General features: G+C 65.5%; 20 protein-coding genes. 4 read left to right on the top strand and 16 right to left on the bottom strand.

Features of this window, described 5'->3' with window-relative positions; all coding sequences use genetic code 11:
* The first annotated feature begins 197 nt into the window (after positions 1–197).
* Positions 198–728, top strand: coding sequence for a murein hydrolase activator EnvC (locus CXY70_RS06710; protein WP_104191607.1), 531 nt, complete (start codon positions 198–200; stop codon positions 726–728).
* Between the two features lie 44 nt (positions 729–772).
* On the opposite strand, the gene CXY70_RS06705 is transcribed toward CXY70_RS06710, so the two are convergent.
* The 3 genes from CXY70_RS06705 to CXY70_RS06695 are packed head-to-tail and all read right to left on the bottom strand — an operon-like array spanning position 773 to position 3848.
* On the bottom strand, positions 773–1762 hold the full coding sequence (locus CXY70_RS06705; RefSeq protein WP_104191606.1) for a tyrosine recombinase XerC: 990 nt from the start codon (positions 1760–1762) through the stop codon (positions 773–775).
* A 40-nt stretch (positions 1763–1802) separates the two neighbouring features.
* Positions 1803–2717 carry a phosphodiesterase gene (locus CXY70_RS06700; RefSeq protein ID WP_104191605.1) on the bottom strand — a complete coding sequence of 305 codons (915 nt, stop codon included), beginning with the start codon at positions 2715–2717 and terminating at the stop codon, positions 1803–1805.
* Between the two features lie 3 nt (positions 2718–2720).
* Positions 2721–3848 carry a YncE family protein gene (locus CXY70_RS06695; protein ID WP_158250929.1) on the bottom strand — a complete coding sequence of 376 codons (1128 nt, stop codon included), beginning with the start codon at positions 3846–3848 and terminating at the stop codon, positions 2721–2723.
* A gap of 503 nt (positions 3849–4351) precedes the next feature.
* Here CXY70_RS06695 and CXY70_RS17545 point away from each other — a divergent pair.
* Positions 4352–4531 (top strand): hypothetical protein, encoded by a 180-nt coding sequence (locus tag CXY70_RS17545; protein ID WP_146066084.1) that lies wholly within the window; start codon positions 4352–4354, stop codon positions 4529–4531.
* 40 nt (positions 4532–4571) lie between these two features.
* Here the strand turns inward: CXY70_RS17545 and dprA are convergent, their stop codons facing one another.
* The 4 genes from dprA to CXY70_RS06675 all read right to left on the bottom strand — a co-directional run bounded on the left by dprA (position 4572) and on the right by CXY70_RS06675 (position 9021).
* A complete protein-coding gene (dprA, locus tag CXY70_RS06690) occupies positions 4572–5891 on the bottom strand; it encodes a DNA-processing protein DprA (RefSeq protein ID WP_104191603.1) in 1320 nt (439 codons plus the stop codon).
* Positions 5888–7423 carry a YifB family Mg chelatase-like AAA ATPase gene (locus CXY70_RS06685; RefSeq protein WP_104191602.1) on the bottom strand — a complete coding sequence of 512 codons (1536 nt, stop codon included), beginning with the start codon at positions 7421–7423 and terminating at the stop codon, positions 5888–5890. The genes dprA and CXY70_RS06685 overlap by 4 nt, the downstream gene beginning before the upstream one ends.
* Positions 7423–7779: a YraN family protein gene (locus CXY70_RS06680; protein WP_104191601.1), complete on the bottom strand. Its 357-nt coding sequence runs from the start codon at positions 7777–7779 to the stop codon at positions 7423–7425. Before CXY70_RS06680 ends, CXY70_RS06685 begins: the two co-directional genes overlap by 1 nt.
* A gap of 102 nt (positions 7780–7881) precedes the next feature.
* The gene (locus tag CXY70_RS06675) at positions 7882–9021 is read right to left on the bottom strand and encodes an alcohol dehydrogenase catalytic domain-containing protein (RefSeq protein ID WP_233205783.1); all 1140 of its coding nucleotides are present in this window, start codon (positions 9019–9021) and stop codon (positions 7882–7884) included.
* A 38-nt stretch (positions 9022–9059) separates the two neighbouring features.
* On the opposite strand from CXY70_RS06675, the gene CXY70_RS06670 reads away from it, so the two are divergent.
* Positions 9060–9506, top strand: a complete 447-nt coding sequence (locus CXY70_RS06670; protein WP_199183389.1) for a nitroreductase family deazaflavin-dependent oxidoreductase — start codon at positions 9060–9062, stop codon at positions 9504–9506.
* A gap of 37 nt (positions 9507–9543) precedes the next feature.
* Here CXY70_RS06670 and CXY70_RS06665 read toward each other — a convergent pair whose 3' ends face one another.
* From CXY70_RS06665 to nirD, 9 genes are all read right to left on the bottom strand, one after another.
* Positions 9544–11019 carry a glyceraldehyde-3-phosphate dehydrogenase gene (locus tag CXY70_RS06665; RefSeq protein WP_304481719.1) on the bottom strand — a complete coding sequence of 492 codons (1476 nt, stop codon included), beginning with the start codon at positions 11017–11019 and terminating at the stop codon, positions 9544–9546.
* Positions 11020–11088: 69 nt separating this feature from the next.
* Positions 11089–11412 carry a DUF2469 domain-containing protein gene (locus CXY70_RS06660; RefSeq protein WP_104191599.1) on the bottom strand — a complete coding sequence of 108 codons (324 nt, stop codon included), beginning with the start codon at positions 11410–11412 and terminating at the stop codon, positions 11089–11091.
* 12 nt (positions 11413–11424) lie between these two features.
* Complete coding sequence (locus tag CXY70_RS06655; protein ID WP_104191598.1) at positions 11425–12069, bottom strand: ribonuclease HII; 645 nt, start codon at positions 12067–12069, stop codon at positions 11425–11427.
* Entirely contained in the window at positions 12069–12797 is a 729-nt protein-coding gene (lepB, locus tag CXY70_RS06650) for a signal peptidase I (protein WP_104191597.1), read from the bottom strand. Before lepB ends, CXY70_RS06655 begins: the two co-directional genes overlap by 1 nt.
* 150 nt (positions 12798–12947) lie before the next feature.
* Complete coding sequence (gene rplS, locus CXY70_RS06645) at positions 12948–13289, bottom strand: 50S ribosomal protein L19 (RefSeq protein WP_092108884.1); 342 nt, start codon at positions 13287–13289, stop codon at positions 12948–12950.
* A gap of 175 nt (positions 13290–13464) precedes the next feature.
* The gene (locus CXY70_RS06640) at positions 13465–14010 is read right to left on the bottom strand and encodes an MFS transporter (RefSeq protein ID WP_104191596.1); all 546 of its coding nucleotides are present in this window, start codon (positions 14008–14010) and stop codon (positions 13465–13467) included.
* Between the two features lie 57 nt (positions 14011–14067).
* Positions 14068–14778 (bottom strand): tRNA (guanosine(37)-N1)-methyltransferase TrmD, encoded by a 711-nt coding sequence (gene trmD / locus CXY70_RS06635; protein WP_104191595.1) that lies wholly within the window; start codon positions 14776–14778, stop codon positions 14068–14070.
* A gap of 9 nt (positions 14779–14787) precedes the next feature.
* Complete coding sequence (locus CXY70_RS06630; RefSeq protein WP_104191594.1) at positions 14788–15630, bottom strand: sirohydrochlorin chelatase; 843 nt, start codon at positions 15628–15630, stop codon at positions 14788–14790.
* Positions 15627–16025: a nitrite reductase small subunit NirD gene (gene nirD, locus CXY70_RS06625; protein WP_104191593.1), complete on the bottom strand. Its 399-nt coding sequence runs from the start codon at positions 16023–16025 to the stop codon at positions 15627–15629. The genes CXY70_RS06630 and nirD overlap by 4 nt, the downstream gene beginning before the upstream one ends.
* Positions 16026–16363: 338 nt before the next feature.
* Between nirD and nirB the strand changes: the two genes are divergently transcribed.
* Positions 16364–18952: a nitrite reductase large subunit NirB gene (gene nirB / locus CXY70_RS06620; protein WP_104191673.1), complete on the top strand. Its 2589-nt coding sequence runs from the start codon at positions 16364–16366 to the stop codon at positions 18950–18952.
* Positions 18953–18954 lie beyond the last annotated feature (2 nt).

Below are 18954 nucleotides of genomic sequence, written 5' to 3'. Positions count from 1 at the left end.
TTCGCGGGAGACGGGACCGATTGGACATGGCGGCCAAATGGGCACGCGTAGTCAGCGCACAAAGCGCTGCTGGGGATAGCGTATCACCGCGGGCGCACTACTGCGACCGCCTCCTGCACAGGTCCGGTATCGATGGATACCTGCACGGATGCGCCCTATGCCCGGGCAAGGTCGGTGCCGAGCGGCAGGGTAGGGGCATGCAGACCCTACGCGCACTCGCTGCATCCGCTCTCATCATTGTGATCGTGGGTGTGGGCGCTGGACAGTCGTCGGGTGCCGCGTTGGAACGGAGGGCGGTTTCAGCCCGTACCGGGGCAGCTGCCTGGGTATGGCCGGTCGCATCGCCGCACCGGGTGACCCGGGCGTTCGAAGCGCCGGAGTCGCAATATACGGGCGGTCATCGCGGCATCGACCTGGCCGCGCTGGCGAATGACGCGGTGTTTGCGCCGCACGACGGCGTCGTATCGTTTGCAGGTCGTGTCGTTGACCGGCCTGTGCTGTCGATCACCCAGCCGGGAGATCTAATTTCGACGGTCGAGCCCGTGATCGCCACTGTCGCGGCGGGAGACCGCGTGCGCGCCGGACAGGTGATCGGGACAGTGGCGAGCGGCGGTCATTGCCCTCCCGGCTGTCTGCACTTCGGTGTGCGACTGCACGGACTGTACGTGTCGCCCCTCCTCTTTCTCGGAACCGTGCCGCGCGCGATTTTGTTGCCGTCCGTGCCGTGATGGGGCCGTGACGTCTGCACGAAACGATTTCTTCCTCGGCCGGGTTAGGCGCGAGGGTGGGCGAGTCCATAGCTGGCTTTGAGGCGTTCCGCCGATACATGGGTATAGATCTGGGTAGTACCGAGACTGACATGCCCAAGAAGTTCCTGCACGGCGCGCAGGTCGGCTCCCCCGTCGAGCAAATGGGTGGCAGCAGTGTGGCGCAGGGCGTGCGGTCCGGCCGGACCGGTGCCGGGGACCGCGGCCAGCAGCGCGGCTACGAGGCGATAGACGCCGCGCACGCCGAGGCGCTGGCCTCGGCGGCCGAGGAACAGCGCTGTGGCATTTAACGCGTTGCTGATGGGTGCGGCGGCGGGCGCCCCGGCGTTTGATCGAGCTTTTGTCGTTGGCCCGGTCTGCACGACGTCTGCCGACACCGCGGCGAGTACGTTCCGCCCCTGACGCAGGTAGCCGACGAGGGCGCGCTTCGCCGGAACGCCGAACGGAACCACGCGTTCCTTCGCCCCCTTGCCGGTGACCCGCACGGTCAACCGTTCCAGGTCCACGTCGGCGAGATCGAGGCCGACGAGCTCCGAGACTCGCAGCGCCGAAGCGTAGAGCAGCTCGACGATGCTGAGATCACGCAGGGCGAGTGCCTCTCCTCCGGCGGCGCGGGCCGCCAGCAGTTCGAGCAGTTCGCTCATCTGGGTCTGGGCGATCACGCGTGGCAACGTTCGACCGGGTTTCGGCGAGCGCAGGCGGGCCGCCGGGTCTGTGCTGTCGTCGTGACTGCGCGCGAGCCAGGCAGTGAAGCTGCGAGCCGACGCCGACCGGCGGGCCAGCGTGGCCCGGGCCAGGCCAGCCTGAGTTGCGACCCAGAGCCATTCCCGCAGGAGCTCAAGGCTCAATTCAGCGGATGCCGTCACGCCCCGGTCGCCAGCAAACGCAGCCAGTTGGTTCAGGTCGGTGCGATAGGCACGTACCGTATGCGCTGAGTAGCCACGCTCGGCGCTGAGGTAGCGCAGAAACTCGTCGATGTCGTCGATCACGCGCATGGGTTTAGTTGCTCGATCTCATGAGTTCGCGCTGCCGCCGTCATGACTGCCGCGAAAAGGACTGCTGGCGGTCTTCGGGCGAGAGGGCGGCCAGCTCATCGACGTAGTCGGCGGAAAACTGCGTCACCGCGGCGTAATCGCCGATCGGCAGTTGCGAATGCGTGATCTGATCGGCGTAGACGTGCACAAGGTTCAGCGTCTGACCGCCCTTCACCCCGGTCAGCTCACGGTCGGGGGCGCTTAAATCCATTGAGTAACAGGTAGCCGCTGCCACCGACACGGGGATACCGGCAAATACGCCCTGAGTGGAATAGTGCAGGTGCCCGGCGAGAATTGCCCGCACATCACTGCCGGCCAGAACGGCCGCCAGTCGCGGCTGGTTCTGCAGCTCGAGCACACTCATCAGCGGCAACGGTGTGGGAATCGGTGGGTGGTGCAGTGCCAGAATGGACCCGCGGCGGCCCGGGTGAGTGAGCAGCTCGGCCAGCCAGCTCAGTTGCTCGTCGGTGACTTCACCGTGGTGATAGCCGGGAACGCTCGAGTCGAGGGCGATGATGCGCAGTCCGTCGAGGTCATACACATGGTCGACGGGGTGCTGGTGCGCGGGGTCGTGAGCAGCGGCTTCGCGGAGCAGCTCGGTCCGGAACGGTTCGCGCTGGTCGTGGTTGCCCATTACCCAGATGATCTTGGCCTCCCAGCGGGCGGCGGCGGTTTCGACGATGCCGCGAATGCGGCGATAGGCATCCGCTTCGCCCCGATCGGCCACATCGCCGGTGAGAATGAGGGCGTCGGGACGGATACCCGAGCGGTGCAGCTGCTCGAAGGCGCGATGCACGGTGTAGTCGGTGTCGATGGAACCGTAGAGCGCCGCGCCATCCGCTAGAAAATGGGTGTCACTCAGGTGCACCAAAATCTGCTCGGCGGGCGCGTACTGGCCCAGCTGCACGGCTGCCATGGATCACCTCTCGTCGGGTTTCCAGACTACGGGCACCCGCTGACACCCGTTTCGTGTAGGCGCCAGAAGACGGACCGCTCTGACCCCACCCGTGATTGGGCCGTTCCCCCCGACGATTGACTCGACGAGGGGAACGGCCGGGCTAAGGCCATCGCAAACCGGCTCAGAACACCGAGAGCACCGACACCGTGCCGTCGTTGGAATTGGTAATACCCACTTTGCTGCCGTCCGGCGTGACGGCGAGACTCGACGGGGCAACCCGACCGTTATTCGACTGAGTACCCGGTTGGTAACCGTACTGACCGTCACGACGGTGTTATTCTCCGTGGACACTACGTAGAGCTTCGACCCGTCAGGGTTGACCGCCAGGGCACCAGGTGCATTGATGGCGATACTGGCCCGTACCCGGTTCGTTGCAGTGTCGATGACCTCGACGGCGTTGGACGGCCCGGTGATCAGGTCTCGTCCGAGGCTGGCGGAGACCGTAGTGCCATCGGGCGACGGTACCGATGCAATCGGCGGGTGCGAGGTGTTGAACCGATTAATTGGCCCCTGAGGAGCCGCAGTGTCGATAATGAGCACACCATAGTCGTCGCCATTGCTCAGATAGACCTTCTTGCGGTCGGTGCTGGGAGTGAGTGCACCCACCGGGGCACCGGTGAAGATCGGTTCGGCGAGGGAACGCGTCACAATCGTGGCCACTGTGATGTCGAACAGGGTGGGTGAACCACCGATGTAAAGGGACTTGCCGTCAGGAGTGGCTACGAGATCACCGCAAGCGCCAGCACTGAAGGAGTAGGCGACCGTGTTGGAGGCGATGTTCAGCGCATAGATCTTTTTATCGCTGCAGGTGCTCACGAACACCTGTTTCTGGTTGGCCGACACCGCCAGCGCGAGTGGGGTGCCGCCCAGCGGAATGGTCGCGACGACTTTTCCGGTCGTGACGGCGATCACGGACACAGTTCGCGAACCGGAATTGGCGACGTACGCCCAGCGACCATCGGCGGTCACGACCAGGTCACGGGGATTGGTACCGACAGCAATGGTGGCGGGCTTTACCAGCCCGGTCGGCGCGCTCGTCTTCGAAACCGTTTTATACCCGGCTTTCGTGCCGGTCACTGTCACGGTCACGCGCTTTCCCACTTGGGTGTTCGAGGGTGTGAAAGTGGCGAACGTGGCACCGGATACCGTATACCGACACACCATTCACCGCCCAGCGGTAGGACAGCACCACCGGCACCGGTTTCCAGGTACCCGGCACTGCCGTCAGTCGCCGGCCCGCCTGTGGCACGCCTGTAATAGTCGGAACCGGGGTTGCGGTGAATGTGCGCGCGGTGGACTGAACCGCATTTCGTTCAATCGCTGCAGGCTGACTCACGTTCGCAGCGCCCAGCGCACTCGTCTCGGGGGCCGCGAGCGCCGCTGGCGCTGCGGTCAGGACAAACGCTCCGCCGGTGAGAACGGAGAGTGCGAAGCCGAGGCTTCTGCGTTGGCCTGATACTGGTGCGCTCATGGCATCCACTTCTCCGGAAATTAGATTAATCGAAGGGGTAGGGCAGTCGCCGATACTGCGGGTCACAGTAGCCCCATCGCTCACCGGCGACAAGGGCAGACCGGCGGGCTATCATGGCGCCATGTCTGCCCAGCCGGACGCCTATACCGAGGCCCTTGACCGTGCACTGCTGCACACCCATGCCTGGCTTGCGTCACTACCGTCTCGCCCGATCGGCCCCCGTGTCGACGCCGACACCCTCGCCGCACTCTCGGCCGGCCCGTTACCCCCGTCGCCGTGCGCCCACACCCCGACTCCTTGAACGCGCGACCCACGATCGAGACTGACCTAACCTCCGTGATTTATAGCCGGCGCACCCAGCCGGCCTCCCGCTCCTGGGCGGCCCCATCGAGATCGAGACCGCCGAGGGCGCCGCGCACGGCCGAAGTTGAGAGCCCGGCGCGGCGTGACAGATCGGCGATCGTGCGCGGCGAGCGAGCGCTCAGGGCGTCGAACACGCGCACCTGGTCGCTCGTGCGGGGTATCGGGCCCGGGCCGGTATCCGTGTCGGAAAAGTCCAGGGGCACCTGGATCGACCGCTCGCCAACCAGTTCGGCCATTTCGGTCGGGTTGGTCACACAGACCGCGGCGAATTCGCGAATGAGGCGATGACAGCCGGCCGAGGTGGGGCTCGTGATCGGCCCGGGCACGGCGCCGAGCGGGCGGCCCAGCGCCGACGCGTGCCCGGCGGTGTTGAGCGAGCCCGACCGCCAGCCCGCTTCCAACACGATCGTTGCCGCGCTCGCTGCGGCGATTAATCTGTTTCTTTGCAAAAAGCGCCATTTCGTGGGGGCAGCACCGCAGGGCAGCTCGGAGATAACGGCGCCAGCGGCCACGATGCGGGTGAGCAGGGAGTCGTGGCCACTCGGATAGAACCGGTCGACTCCCCCGGCGAGAAAGGCCACGGTCATGCCGTCACTGGCCAGGGCTGCACGATGGGCCATCCCGTCGATGCCATAGGCGGCACCGGACACCACGGCAAAACCACGGTCGACCAGCCCGGCCGACGCCTCCATAGCGATGTGCTCGCCGTAGCCGGTGGCAGCCCTGGCCCCGACCAAAGCAATCGAGTTGGGCAGCGCGGCCAGGGCGCCGGGCACACCCCGCCACCACAGCGCCAGTGGCGCATGCTGCTCAAGGTCATCGATCGTCGCGGGCCAGAGGGGGTCCGTGGCCAGCAGTAACCGGGCGTCGACGCGAGCTGCTTGTTGCAGCGCGCGGATGACGTCACCCGAATTGAGCCGCGGCCGCCAGCGTTGGAGTCCCGCGTCGAGGGCCTGTTCCAGCTCGGCGCTGGTGTCGGCATCCGCTTCGGTGTGATCGGAGCTGGGATTGGTGGCAAAGACGACGTCCGGGGCTCCCGGCTCATCAGCGAGAACGTCCCGCACGAGGGCCCCGATGCGCACCGGGCTCCATGCTTCGAGGATGGCCGTCAGCGCCACACTCGCGCCGAGGCTCGCCACAAGCAGGCCGGCCGTACCGTCGCCGGGTTCGGCGATGCCCGACCAGGCCGCGCGGGCGAATACCTCGCCGGCCCCCTCGGGGGGCTCGCCCCGCATTCCACCGCGCACGCCTGCGCTGAGCTCGCTTACCCGGGTCTCGTCGAGGCCGAACAGCGTCATGAAGTCATTCCTTTGCGTAGGTAGAGGGCGTGACCGATTTGGTCGGGGCCGGGACTGCTGAGACCGTCGTAGTCGGCCAGGGTCCAGGCGATGCGCAGAACCCGGTCGTAGCCGCGCATAGTGATTCCGCCGCGTTCGAGCGCCCGGTCAAGGCCCGCGGTGGTGCTGGGTGCCAATCGGGTCGATGCGCCGCGCAGCCACGGGCCCGGAACCTGGGAGTTCAGGGTCCAGGGGGTGCTGCTGAGCCGCTCGGCCGCCGCCGCGCGGGCAGCTACCACCCGCTTTCGGGCGGTGACGCTCGTCATCCGCTGCGTATCGGTGGCAAGGCGCAGCTGGGCGGCGGTGATGCGCTTGACGTTGAGCTGGATGTCGATGCGGTCGAGCAGCGGCCCCGAGATACGAGCCAGGTAACGGCGGCGTGCGTTGGGCGGGCACGTGCAACTGAGGTCGCCCGCACCGTACTGCCCGCACGGGCAGGGATTAGCTGCCATCACCAGTTGAAACCGAGCCGGAAAATGCGCGACGGCGTTGGCGCGGTGAATGCTGATCCAGCCAGATTCCAGGGGCTGGCGCAGGGCGTCAAGCACCGGAGTAGCGAATTCGGGGGCCTCGTCGAGAAAGAGAACTCCGTGCGAGGCCTGCGACGCCGCCCCCGGCCGAATTTGTCCGTTACCACCGCCGACCATGGCCGCAGCGGTCGCCGTATGGTGTGGCGCTTCCCAGGGCGGCCGGGTGATCAGGGCTCCGCCCAATCCGAGCCCGCTGAGCGATCGGAGGGAACTGACCTCCAGAGAGCTCGCCGGGTCGAGGTCTGGCAGCAGGCCGGGCAGACGGGCCGCGAGCATAGTCTTTCCGGCGCCTGGCGGGCCGAGCAAAAACACGTGGTGCCCGCCCGCGGCAGCGATCTGCAGGGCCAGAATGGCGTCGTCATTGCCGATCACGTCTGCCAGGTCGGGTTCGGCGGCCAGGCTGGCCGGCCCGGTCGCCGCCAGAATGGGCTCGACCGGTCTCGGCGGGAGTGTGGCGCCGTGGAAGATCGCCGCATCACGCAACGATGCGACACCGATGACGCGAATATTAGGCACGAGTCGTGCTTCAGCCTCGTTGCCGATCGGCACCATCACCGTTGGATTCCCGAGGCGAGCCGCGGCCATCACACCCGGAAGAATGCCCGGCGTCGGCCGTAGTCTGCCGTCGAGGGCGAGTTCGCCAAAGTGCACGACCTGACCGACCGATTTTCCCGAAACGGTACTGTCGGCGGCGAGGCAAGCCAGCGCAATCGCGAGGTCAAATCCGGCACCGTGCTTGGGCAGCGCGGCCGGGGACAGATTGATGGTGAGGCGGTGAACGGTGAGCGGGCATCCGCTGTTGGCTGCCGCAGCACGCACGCGCTGGGTGGCCTGCGCGAGTGCCGCATCGGGCAGCCCGATCAAAATCATGCCGGGCAGTTGCGCCGAGATATCGGCCTCGACCTCGACGAGCGCTCCGGTCAGTCCGAGCATTGCTACGGCGTGAGTGCGGGCGATGCCCATCAGAACACGCCCTCAAGGTGTTCGATGACCGGTTCGCGGCCGACCGGGCCGATCACCGCGATGACGTCGAGCCGGATTTGGCGTGGCCAGCGCTCAGCCTCGACACACCAGGCGGCGGCCAGGCGGCGCATCCGGGCCAGCTTTTTCACCGTGATGGCTTCAAACGGATGCCCGAAACTCACGCTGCTGCGCGTCTTCACCTCGACAAACACAACGGCAGCGCCCTGTTGCACGACGAGGTCGATCTCCCCCTCTGAGCAGCGCCAATTGCGGGTCAGGATCGTGTAGCCGGCTCCCTGAAGAAAGCGCGCGGCCTGATCTTCGCCGAGTTTGCCGAGTTCGTCTTTGCGCGCCACGAGTGCCTCCGAAGACCAGAGTGACGTCTCCGGGCCCGTGTGGCACCGGCCGTCGCAAAATTGGTGGAGGAGGGCGCAACCTGGGTGCCTGTGGAGGAGGTGCTACTCGTCGTGCATCACGAACAGGCGGCGCACGACCTCGCCGGCGACGAGCGCATCCAGGCTCTCGTTGAGGTCGGCGAGTGGGCGGGTATCGGTGTGCAGCAGTTCGACCGGCAAGAGGCCGTCTCGCCACAGCTGTAGGTAACGAGGGATGTCCCGGCTCGGCACCGAATCTCCCATGTACGATCCGAGCAGCCGATGGCCGAGCCCGGCAAACTGCAGCGCCGGCGTGGTGATGGTCTGCTCTGGATGCGGCAGGCCGACCGAGACCAGGGCACCACCCCGGGTGAGCAGGGCGAGGCTTGCCTCCATCACGCGGGCACTGCCGACGGCTTCGATGGCGAGGTCGACGCCCCCTCCGGTGTGCGTTTGCACGAGCTCGGCCGCCTGGTCGGGCGGTCCGGCATACTGGGCACCTAATCGAAGGGCCAACGCCTGCTTCTGCGGCAACGGATCGATCGCGATCACGGTCGTGCCGACTATTTGTGCCGCGGCCATGACGGCCATCAGTCCGACCGCGCCGAGTCCGAACACGATTACCGACTGGCCGGGCGCGAGGGCGCCGGTGTTGAACACGGCGCCGATGCCGGTAAGGGCCGCGCAGCCAAACATGGCGGCAACATCGAAGGGAACGTCCCGGTCGATCACGACGACCGATTCGCGGGCGACGACCGCGTACTGCGAGAACGCCGAGACGCCCAAGTGGTGGTTGATACGCTCCCCAACGTCGCTTTCCAGCACCGCCGGTCCGTGCAGCAGGTCGCCGGTTCCGTTCGCCGCGGCGCCGCGGTGGCAGAGCGCGGGGCGCCCGGCGAGGCAAGCCCGGCACTCGCCGCAGCTTGGCACGAACACCAGCACGACCCGGTCACCGACGGCAACATCATCGATGCCCTCACCGATGGCGGCAACGGTGCCGGAGGCCTCGTGACCGAGCGCCATCGGCAGGGGGCGAATGCGGGAGCCATCGATCACCGACAGATCCGAGTGACACAGACTGGCGCGTTCGATGCGTACGAGCACCTCGCCGGTACGTGGGCTCGGTACCGGAATCTGCTCGAGCGTCAGCGGGCGGCTGTCGGCGTAGGGACGCGCCGAGCCGGCGCCGCGAAGAATCATGCTGAGCATCGTTGCTGGAATCATTCCTCCAACCTATCGTCAGGGCCACGTACGCTTGGCGTATGAAGACGCTGCGCAACCGGGTGACTGACTTCGGCATGCACGCCATGAACGGCATGCACCGGATGCTGCTGGCTCTTTCGCGCGGACGCCTCGGCTGGACCATCGGCACCATGCAGACGGTCGAACTGCACACGACGGGCCGCAGTAGCGGGAAACGCCGGTCGACGATGTTGACGGCGCCCGTGCACGAGGGCGGAAGGTATGTGCTCGTGGCGTCCAAGGGCGGCGACGACCGGCATCCGTTCTGGTACCTCAACCTCGTCGCGCAGCCGGATGTGGACCTGACTATACGAAACGTGACACTGCCGTTTCGGGCGCGCACCGCGTCATCCGCTGAGAAAGCCGAGCTGTGGCCGCGCATCGTCGCCGCCTACCCCGGCTATGGCGCCTACCAGGGCAAGACCGAGCGCGACATCCCTGTGGTCATCTGCGAGCCGCGCGTCTAATCGTGGACGGGGCCGAGGCCCCGTCCGGTCCCACGAGTCAGGCGACCGGCTCGAGGGGCTCGGCGGCGAGGATGGCCGGGAAGATGGGCGCGTGCACGCCGGACATCTCTTCGAGCACCCGGATGACCTGGCAGCTGTAGCCATATTCGTTGTCGTACCAGACGTACAGCACGGCCTTCTGGTCGGTGACGATGGTCGCCAGCCCGTCGACGATCCCGGCCCGTCGCGAGCCGAGGAAATCACTCGACACCACTTCGGGCGAGTCGATGTAGTCAATCTGCCGGTGCAGCGAGGAGTGCAGCGACATGGTGCGGAGATAGGTGTTGAGCTCGTCCTTATCGGTCGCGAGGGCAAGGTTGAGGTTGAGAATGGCCATCGACACGTCGGGGGTGGGAACGCGGATAGCGTTGCCGGTGAGTTTGCCGGCGAGTTCGGGCAGAGCCTTGGCAACGGCCTTGGCCGCTCCGGTCTCGGTGATGACCATGTTGAGCGCGGCGGAGCGGCCGCGGCGGTCGCCGGAATGGAAGTTATCGATGAGGTTCTGGTCGTTGGTGAACGAGTGCACCGTTTCGACGTGACCGTCGACGATGCCATAGCGGTCGTTGATGGCTTTGAGCACCGGAGTGATCGCGTTCGTGGTGCAGGACGCCGCGGTGATAATGCGGTCGCTCGCCAGAATGTCCGTGTGGTTGATGCCGTGCACGATGTTCTTCAGCGCGCCCTTGCCCGGCGCGGTCAATAGAACGCGGGCGATACCGGGGCACTTGAGGTGCTGCGACAGGCCTTCTTCGTCGCGCCACTTGCCGGTGTTGTCGACGACGATGGCGTCGTGGATGCCGTACCGCGTGTAATCGACGCTGGCCGGGTCACCGGAGTAGATCACCTGGATGAGTGTGCCGTTGGCGAGGATGGTGTCGTTCTCCTCGTCGATGGTGATCGTGCCTTCGAACGGGCCATGCACCGAGTCGCGACGCAGCAGGCTGGCCCGTTTCATCAGGTCGTTGGCGGAACCGCGGCGCACGACGATCGCGCGCAGTCGCAAGCCCTGGCCGCCGCCGGCGTGTTCGATCAGGATGCGGGCGAGCAGCCGGCCAATGCGACCGAAACCGTAGAGCACGACGTCGGTGCTGGTGCGCTCGTCGAGTCCGTGCTGCCCAACGACGTCGGCGAGTTCGGCGCGCAAGTACTCCTCGAGGGTGACGCGGTCGTTCTGCTCGCGAAAGCCGAGGGCCAGGCGAGCGAGGTCGATCGAGGCTGCTCCAAGATTGAGGCCATCGATGGTCTGCAGAATCGGGAGGGTCTCTTCGAGCGGAAGCTCGACATCCGCTATATGGCGTGCGAAGCGGTGTGCCTTGAGCAGGCCGACGACCGACTTGTTGACCAGGCCGCGGCCGTAGACGCTTGTCACGACGTTGCTGTCCCGGTACAGGCGCCCGATCAGGGGAATCATCGCCTCAGCGAGAGCCTCACGATTACTCCACGTTGCACGGGCACGATCAGCGTCCTGGATCACAGGGTTGCCTTCCTTAACCTTCGTTGGTTGGTTGGTTGGTCCGGCCACCCAAGGCCCCGGAGTCATTGCTTATTCGTCGAGCGCAAGTTCCTTGGGAAGTTCGAAGTCTTTTGAAGCGAGTTCTTCCACGTTGACGTCTTTGAAGGTCAGCACGCGCACCGATTTCACGAAGCGGTCCGAGCGGTAGACGTCCCAGACCCAGACGTCCTTCATGGTCAGTTCGAAGTAGAAATCGTGTTCCGTGTCCCGGCGCACCAGGTCGACCTCGTTGGCGAGATAGAAGCGGCGTTCGGTTTCGACGACATACTGGAACTGGCCAACCACGTCTCGATATTCCCGGTACAGGGCCAACTCGACCTCGCGGTCGTAGTCCTCGAATTCGTCTTCTTCCATGGTGATCTCATCTTACGCTGAGATTTTGAGCCACGATTTGCGGTGTAAGGGGGTCGGCCCGAGCACGTTGATCGCGCTCAGATGGGCGGCGCTGCCGTAGCCCTTGTTCGACGCCCAGCCGTACCCTGGCGCGTCGTCGTGCGCAGCGATCATGAGGCGGTCGCGGTGCACCTTGGCGATAACGGATGCCGCCGCCACCGACCCGCAATCCCGGTCGGCTTTGATGCGCGTCACGACGTTGAGCGGGGTGGCCAGCGCCTTGTTCAGCCAGTCGTCGCTGCCGTCGAGCAAGACGATGCTGCCGGCCACATCGACACCCTGCCTGTAGAGCTCGGCCAACGCCCGCTTGCCGGCCAGCCCGAGGCAGGCGATGATGCCGAGTTCATCGACCTCGGCCGCCGAGGCGAGCCCCACGGCCGAGTACGTCGCCCAGGCAACGGCGAGCGGTGCGAGCAGTTTCCGGCGCGGTTCGCTGAGCATCTTCGAGTCACGAAGTCCCGCGGGCATGCTCAGAACGGATGCATCTACCGCGGCAAACCCGACAGCCAGCGGCCCGGCAAGGGCACCGCGACCCACTTCGTCACAGCCGATCACAAACCGTGCGCCGGTGCGCAGGAGATCGAACTCCACCTCAAGGGTGGGGTCGGACACCGCCACTACTCGGAGCCCTTGTCGGCCTGCTCAACTTCACGGAATACGTCGGGGTAGTCATCGAGCCACGCCCAGTGCGCCAGCGGCCAGCTCACCACGAGCGCGCGACCGACGACGTTGTCGATCGGGACGTATCCTTTGCCAGCTGTGTCGCCGTTGTAGCGGGAGTCCTTGGAGTTGTAACGGTTGTCGCCCATCATCCAGAGTGAGCCCGCCGGGATTGTGACGTCGAAGTCGTCCTTGGAGACCTTGGTATCGCCGGCCGGCAGCAGCACGTAAGCGGATTCGTCAAGTGGAACTTCGTTGACGCTCATCTGGCCGAGGGCGTTGCAGCACACGACATGGTCGCCGGGCAGTCCGATCACTCGTTTGATCAGGTGGTCGTTGCTGTCGGGCGCGGACAGGCCAACGACCGAGAGCAGCCAGTCCGCCCCCGCTACGATCGGATTTTGCACGATCTCAGCCTGCGGCAGCAGCCATCCACCCGGGTCTTTGAAGACGATGACGTCTCCACGGGAGATCGGGATGAACTCGGGTTCGAGCTGATTCACGATGATGCGGTCGTCGATCTGCAGCGTGTTTTCCATCGACCCGGAGGGGATGTAGAACGACCTGATCAGGAAGGTCTTGATCAAAAACGAGATGAGCAGTGCTACCACGAAAATAATGAGGAGGTCGCGGATGAACAGCAAGACGCTGCGCTGCTTGCTGGGCGCTTTCTTGCTTCGGGCCATCTTTCTGGGCAACCTCTTCGACTCTGATACCCGACGATCGGACCTGGAGGCGAGCACTTCATCTGTCATTTAACCGCCTGAGCTCCCCATCAGTTTAGGTGATGGGGAGCTCTGGGAAGAATCCGATTGGATCTTTGGGAAGCGCGAAAGTTAGCGCTTTTCCTTGATCTTGGCCTTCTTGCCACGCAGGTCGCGCAGGTAGTACAGTTTTGCGCGACGAACATCGCCGCGGGTCACGATCTCGATGTGGTCGATGACCGGGGAGTGCACCGGGAAGGTACGCTCGACGCCGATCTGAAAGCTGACCTTGCGAACGCAAAACGTTTCGCGCACGCCTTCGCCGGAGCGGCCGATGACGACTCCCTGGAAGACCTGGATACGAGAGCGGGTTCCCTCAATGATGTTGACGTGAACCTTGACGGTGTCGCCGGCACGGAAGTCAGGAAGATCCTTCTTCAGCGATGGGGCGTCTACCGCGTCGAGAATATGCATGTTGTTTCGCTCTCTGTACCCGCCACAGGTCGACTACGCTAGGTGCTTCATCCGAAGCAATCAGTATGAGGATGTGCGCCGCAACGAGCAGGTTCCCCTGTGGCAGAATCCTGCAGCGGCACAAGCGCCTATTCTGCCATGAACTCGCACCCGTTGCAAAGCGGGTGCCGGTCGGTCAGAGCCGATCGCGCTTTTCTTCGATGACGATGACCTCTGGCTTGGCACTTCGGCCAAAGGTCGCTGCCGGCCTGGCCTGGTGGGGGCGTGGCTGGTTCGGCAGTGGATGCTGGGCCCCGGCCGGGGCAGACTGTCCGTGCGCCTGCTGCTCCACTAAGTCGACCATCGCCAAAACTCGGCGCCGGGCGGCGTCAAACAGCTCCCAGACAGCGAACCAGAATACGGCGAAGCCTGCGATGATGACGAGTACGCTGAGCCAGCCTGCGGCATCCGTTGAAAATGGAATGGCGATGATGAGCGCGTGCCAGAGAGCGAGCACGCCGACGTCGGCGTAGGAGAGCGCCCGGGTTTCGCGCACTTCTTTGCGTGCGTAAACGACGAGGGCAACGAGCAACAGCCCGAGGCCGATCAGAACGGCTCCAAAGAAGATACCCAGGACCGCCCATGCGCCCGATCCGAAGATCGCGGACCCGACGAGTAACCAGAGCGGCAGGGTTCCGGCTGCAATGAATTGCCAGTGGTAGAAGGCGCGGCGGATGATCATCGGCTCAGTTTATCGACGCGGGCTGACACTAACCTTGGCGTTCGCTGGAGGCTGAAGTCACGAAATCGCGGGCGGCAGAAGGTCGGGCCGCACCCGTTCGGTGCGTTCAATTTGCTGCTGGTGGCGCCAGGTACTGATGGCGCCATGGTTGCCGCTTCGCAACACCGACGGAACATCAAGGCCGCGCCAGCTGGCGGGCTTGGTATAGCTGGGGTATTCGAGCAGGCCGTCTTCGTGAGATTCTTCGACGAGGCTTTCCGGGTTGCCGACGACGCCGGGAATAAGCCGGCCGATCGCTTCGATCATGGCCATGACGGCGACCTCTCCCCCGTTGAGCACATAGTCGCCGAGGCTCACGAGCCGTACCCGGCCGCGCTGCGCGTAGTGATCGACGACACGCTGGTCGATGCCCTCATAGCGACCGCACCCGAAGACGAGGTGCTGCTCGAGCGATAGCTCGCGGGCCATTCGCTGGGTGAACTGGTCCCCCGCCGGTGAAGGAAAGATGACGATGGGTCCGTCGTCGACCGATTCAGGGTCAGCGCCGAGTATGGCATCCAGGGCGTCACCCCAGGGCTCCGGCTTCATGACCATGCCAGCGCCGCCACCATACGGGGTGTCGTCGACCGAATGGTGCCGGTCGTGGGTGTGGTCGCGCAGGTTGTGCACGCCCAACTCGATCAAGCCGCCCTGGCGGGCCTTACCGAGCAGCGACAGATCGAGCACATCGAAGAATTCGGGAAATATGGTGACGATATCGATGCGCATGGTCAAATTCTAGAAGATCTGGGCTTGCTCTTTCGCCTCGAGGTACCGGTCGATGACCACGTCAACCAGAGGAGCGGGGGCCGTTTCACCCGGCAGCAGCAGCGGAGCGGAGACCAGCTCAGCGCCCACGCTCTGGGCGCGCGTCAAGTCGAAGAAGAATCCGGGCGCCATGAGATAGGTACTCACGGTCACGTGTTCGCTGCGCAGCCTGGCGCCGGTGACGGCACAGGCCAGCCGGGGCGTGGCCGCTGAGAGAAAGCCGACGGTGACGCGAACACCGAGGCGCTGTTCCAGCAGGGCGCCGACCGTGCGGCAGTCGTGCACCGCGCGCGCGTCGCTCGATCCGGCGGCGGCGAGCACGATCTCCTGCCCGCGGACCCGTTTGTCGAAGCCGTCGGCACGCAGACGATGTTCGAGTACGTCGATGAGTCGCTCGTCCGGGCCGAGCGCCCGCGACACGGCTGTCACGCGGTCGTGCTCGCTGGTTTCCCGTTGGAGGTCGACGTGCACGTGGTAGCCGGCGGAGAGCAACAGGGGAACCACGACCGCGGCGGATTCCGGCGGTACCGCGCCGAGGCTCGCGGCGACATTCGGCTGTTGCACATCGACGAAACCGCTGATCACGGCCAGTTCGGGATGAGCGAGGGCTACGGCTTCGACGAGGGCAGCGATGGCGGCCTGGCCGTCAGCCGAGTTGGTGCCGTGCGAGATGGCGACGAGCGCGGCGGGTGCCGGCGTTCTACGCTCAGCACCGCTCCGCTCGGCACTGCGCCGCTCGGCACTGCGCCCGGAGGTGCGGTGCCAATCGATGCTGTGCTCTGTTGCGCGAGGCCGTTCGCCAATGAGGGTCATGCTGCCTCGAGCAGTCCAGACTCGACCGCGACCTCGATGTACCCGCCGACAACGCGGGTTTCGTAGGTGTTGAGCACGAGCGTCGGGTTGGTGAAGCATTCCCCGGTGCCGAGGTCGTAGACCTCTTTGTGCAACGGCGAGGCGATGGTGGGTCGGTCGCCCTTGGAGCCGACAATGCCTCGGGCCATGACGTTGGCCTCGGTGTGTGGGTCGCGGTGATCGACGGCGTAGATTTCGGTCGGCGACAGCAGGAACAACGCGATCTGCTTCATGCGAATGAGGGCGGCTTCACCCCAGCTGGGTTCCAGATCGGCCACGGCACAGGCGCGCTCCCAGATCAGGGCGGGGCGGGTCGCTGCAGCGGTCAAGCGGGTGTCGGCCAGTGTCATCGTCATCGTGCGCTCCCAGGGGGTTCGGTTTAAGCGTTGACGCGTTTGTGCGCTGGTCCCACGGTAGGCGGGCCACATTTCGGCCAGGCGCCTACCATGTTTCCCCCGAGTGAAACCCGCCTCACAGCGGGTGCGCTCCGCTGTGGGGCTTTCGACCAGTGCGGGACACACGGGCGACACGAGGGGGAAACTACCCCGAACTACGCTCACAATCGCCCCGCTTTGAAAGGATGCTGATGCCAGCTTCTCGTGAAACCGCCTCCGCGTATTCTGCCCCAGTCGCCACAGCATCCGCTATGGACGCGACGCACGCCGTCACAACAGTGAGTCCAGGGGATGCCGCCATGACCGATCCAGACACACCGCGCCGCGTCATCGTGATCGGTGGCGGCCCCGCCGCGCACCGCCTCACCGATGCCCTGCACTCCCGCGATACCGAGCACGCCCTCTCGATCGTCGTGCTAGCCGAGGAGAACCAACGGCCCTACGATCGGGTGGCGCTGAGCCAGCGTCTGGAGGGAATGATCGACCTCACCCTCGAGCCCACGGCGCCGTGGGACAGTGAGCGCGTCGCACTGCGCATGAACGAGCGAGCCACCAGCATTGATCGGTTCGCACACACCGTCACGACGTCAACCGGGGCCGTGCTCGACTACGACGACCTCGTGCTCGCCACCGGATCCAGTGCTCCTGTACCCGAGATGCCGGGTCGCGAACACATTCGGGTCTACCGCACCGTGGACGACGTCGACGCCCTCGTCGACGAGCTCGCCGCCCTCACCGTCTCCCTCGGCCGCACCCCCCGAGTCGTCGTAGCCGGCGGCGGTCTGCTCGGCCTCGAAGCGGCCGGCGGACTGCACAAGCTCGGCGCGGAATCCGCCATCGTGCATTCCGGCGGCTGGCTCATGTCGGCCCAGCTCGACGAGGGCGGCGGGCAGGCCCTCGGTCGGCTCATCGTCGCCCAGGGCATCGAACTACACCTCGGCACCAGGGCCCGAACCATCCTCTGCGACGACGACAACGCGGTCACCGGCCTGCAGCTTGGCAACGGCCGCGACATTGCCGCCGACATGGTCGTCTACGCGATCGGCATCTCGCCGCGCGACGAGCTGGCGCGCGCCGCCGGACTGACCGTTGGCGCGCGCGGCGGCGTCACGATCGGCAACGACTGCCGAACGAGCGACCCCCGCATCTGGGCGATCGGCGAGGTCGCCAGCTGGAACGACCGCTGTGTCGGTCTCGTCGCACCGGCCAACGCCATGGCCGAGGTCGTCGCCGACCGTCTCCTCGGCGGCAGCGCCGAGTTCACGACCGTGGACGATGCCACCAAGCTCAAACTCTCCGGTGTCGACGTCGCCAGCTTCGGTGACGCCCTCGCCCGCACGCCGGGCTCACTTGAAATCGTCTACGCCGACCCGGCGCGCGGGCTCTATCAGAAACTTGTCATGACCGACGACGCCAAAACCCTGCTCGGCGGCATCTTTGTCGGCGACGCCACCCCCTACTCGGCTCTGCGGCCGATGGTCGGCCGCGAACTCAGCAGTGAGCCGGCCGCCTACCTCTCCGCGGCCGGTGCCGAAGCCCCGGGCGGAGACGAGCTGCCCGACGACGCCCTGGTCTGCTCCTGCAACATGGTATCGGCCGGCGCCGTGCGAAGCGCCGTGCTCGGCGACCAGCACACCGATGCCTGCACCGAACTCGGGGCGCTCAAGGCCTGCACGCGGGCCGGCACCCAGTGCGGTTCGTGTGTGCCGTTGGTCAAGAAGATTCTTGAGGCCGAGCTGACGGCATCCGGTCAAACAATCTCGCGCGCGCTGTGCGAGCACTTCGAGCTGAGTCGCCAGGAGCTGTTCGACTCTGTACGAGTGCTCGGGCTCGTGTCGAGCGATGAGATCTTCTCCCGCTTCGGCACCGGCCGCGGCTGCGATATCTGCAAGCCCGCCGTCGGCTCGATCCTGGCCAGCCAGAACTCCTCTTATATTTTGGATGCCGGCCGCGGTACCCTGCAGGACACCAACGACCGTGCCATGGCCAATATGCAGAAGGACGGCACCTACTCGGTGGTTCCGCGCATTCCGGGCGGTGAGATCACGCCGATTAAACTCGCCGTCATCGCGCAGGTCGCGCTCGACTTTGACCTCTATACCAAGATCACCGGTGGGCAGCGGATCGACCTGTTCGGCGCCCGGCTGGAGCAGCTGCCCGACATCTGGCGCATCCTGGTCGACGCCGGCTTTGAATCCGGCCAGGCCTACGGCAAGGCGCTGCGCAACGTGAAGTCCTGCGTCGGCTCGACCTGGTGCCGCTTCGGGGTGCAGGATGCCGTGGGCCTCGCCATTCGGCTGGAACTTCGCTATCGCGGCCTGCGCGCGCCGCACAAGTTCAAGTTCGGGGTGTCGGGCTGCGCCAGGGAGTGCGCCGAAGCACGCGCCAAAGACGTGGGCATCATCGCCAGCGACAATGGTTGGAACATGTACGTTGGCGGCAACGGTGGTTTTCAGCCCGCGCACGGGCAGCTGCTGGCGACCGACCTCGACGAGGAAACCCTGATCAAGTACATCGACCGCTACATGATGTATTACATTCGTACGGCCGATCGGATGCAGCGCACGGCGCGCTGGATGGAAGATCTGGAGGGCGGCCTCGAGCATGTGCGCGAGGTCGTCATCAACGACTCGCTCGAATTGGCCGAGGAGCTCGAGCAGGCCATGCTCGCCCACGTCGACAACTATCAAGACGAGTGGGCGGCCACGCTCGCCGACCCGGAGCGTCTGCGCCGCTTCCGGTCTTTCGTGAACGCGCCGACCGAACCCGACCCGAGCATCGCACTCGTTACGGAGCGTGACCAAATCCGGCCCGCGACCCCGGCCGAACGGGCCTCGTCGAGTACTGTTCTACTAAGTGGAAGCCGCATTCCCGTTCGAAAAGAGTAAGA

This window comes from Cryobacterium sp. Y82, from assembly GCF_002929495.1.
Classification (GTDB): Bacteria; Actinomycetota; Actinomycetes; order Actinomycetales; family Microbacteriaceae; genus Cryobacterium; species Cryobacterium serini.
The sequence above is the reverse complement of the archived record's forward strand: the minus strand, read 5'-3'. Positions and strand labels throughout refer to the sequence as shown.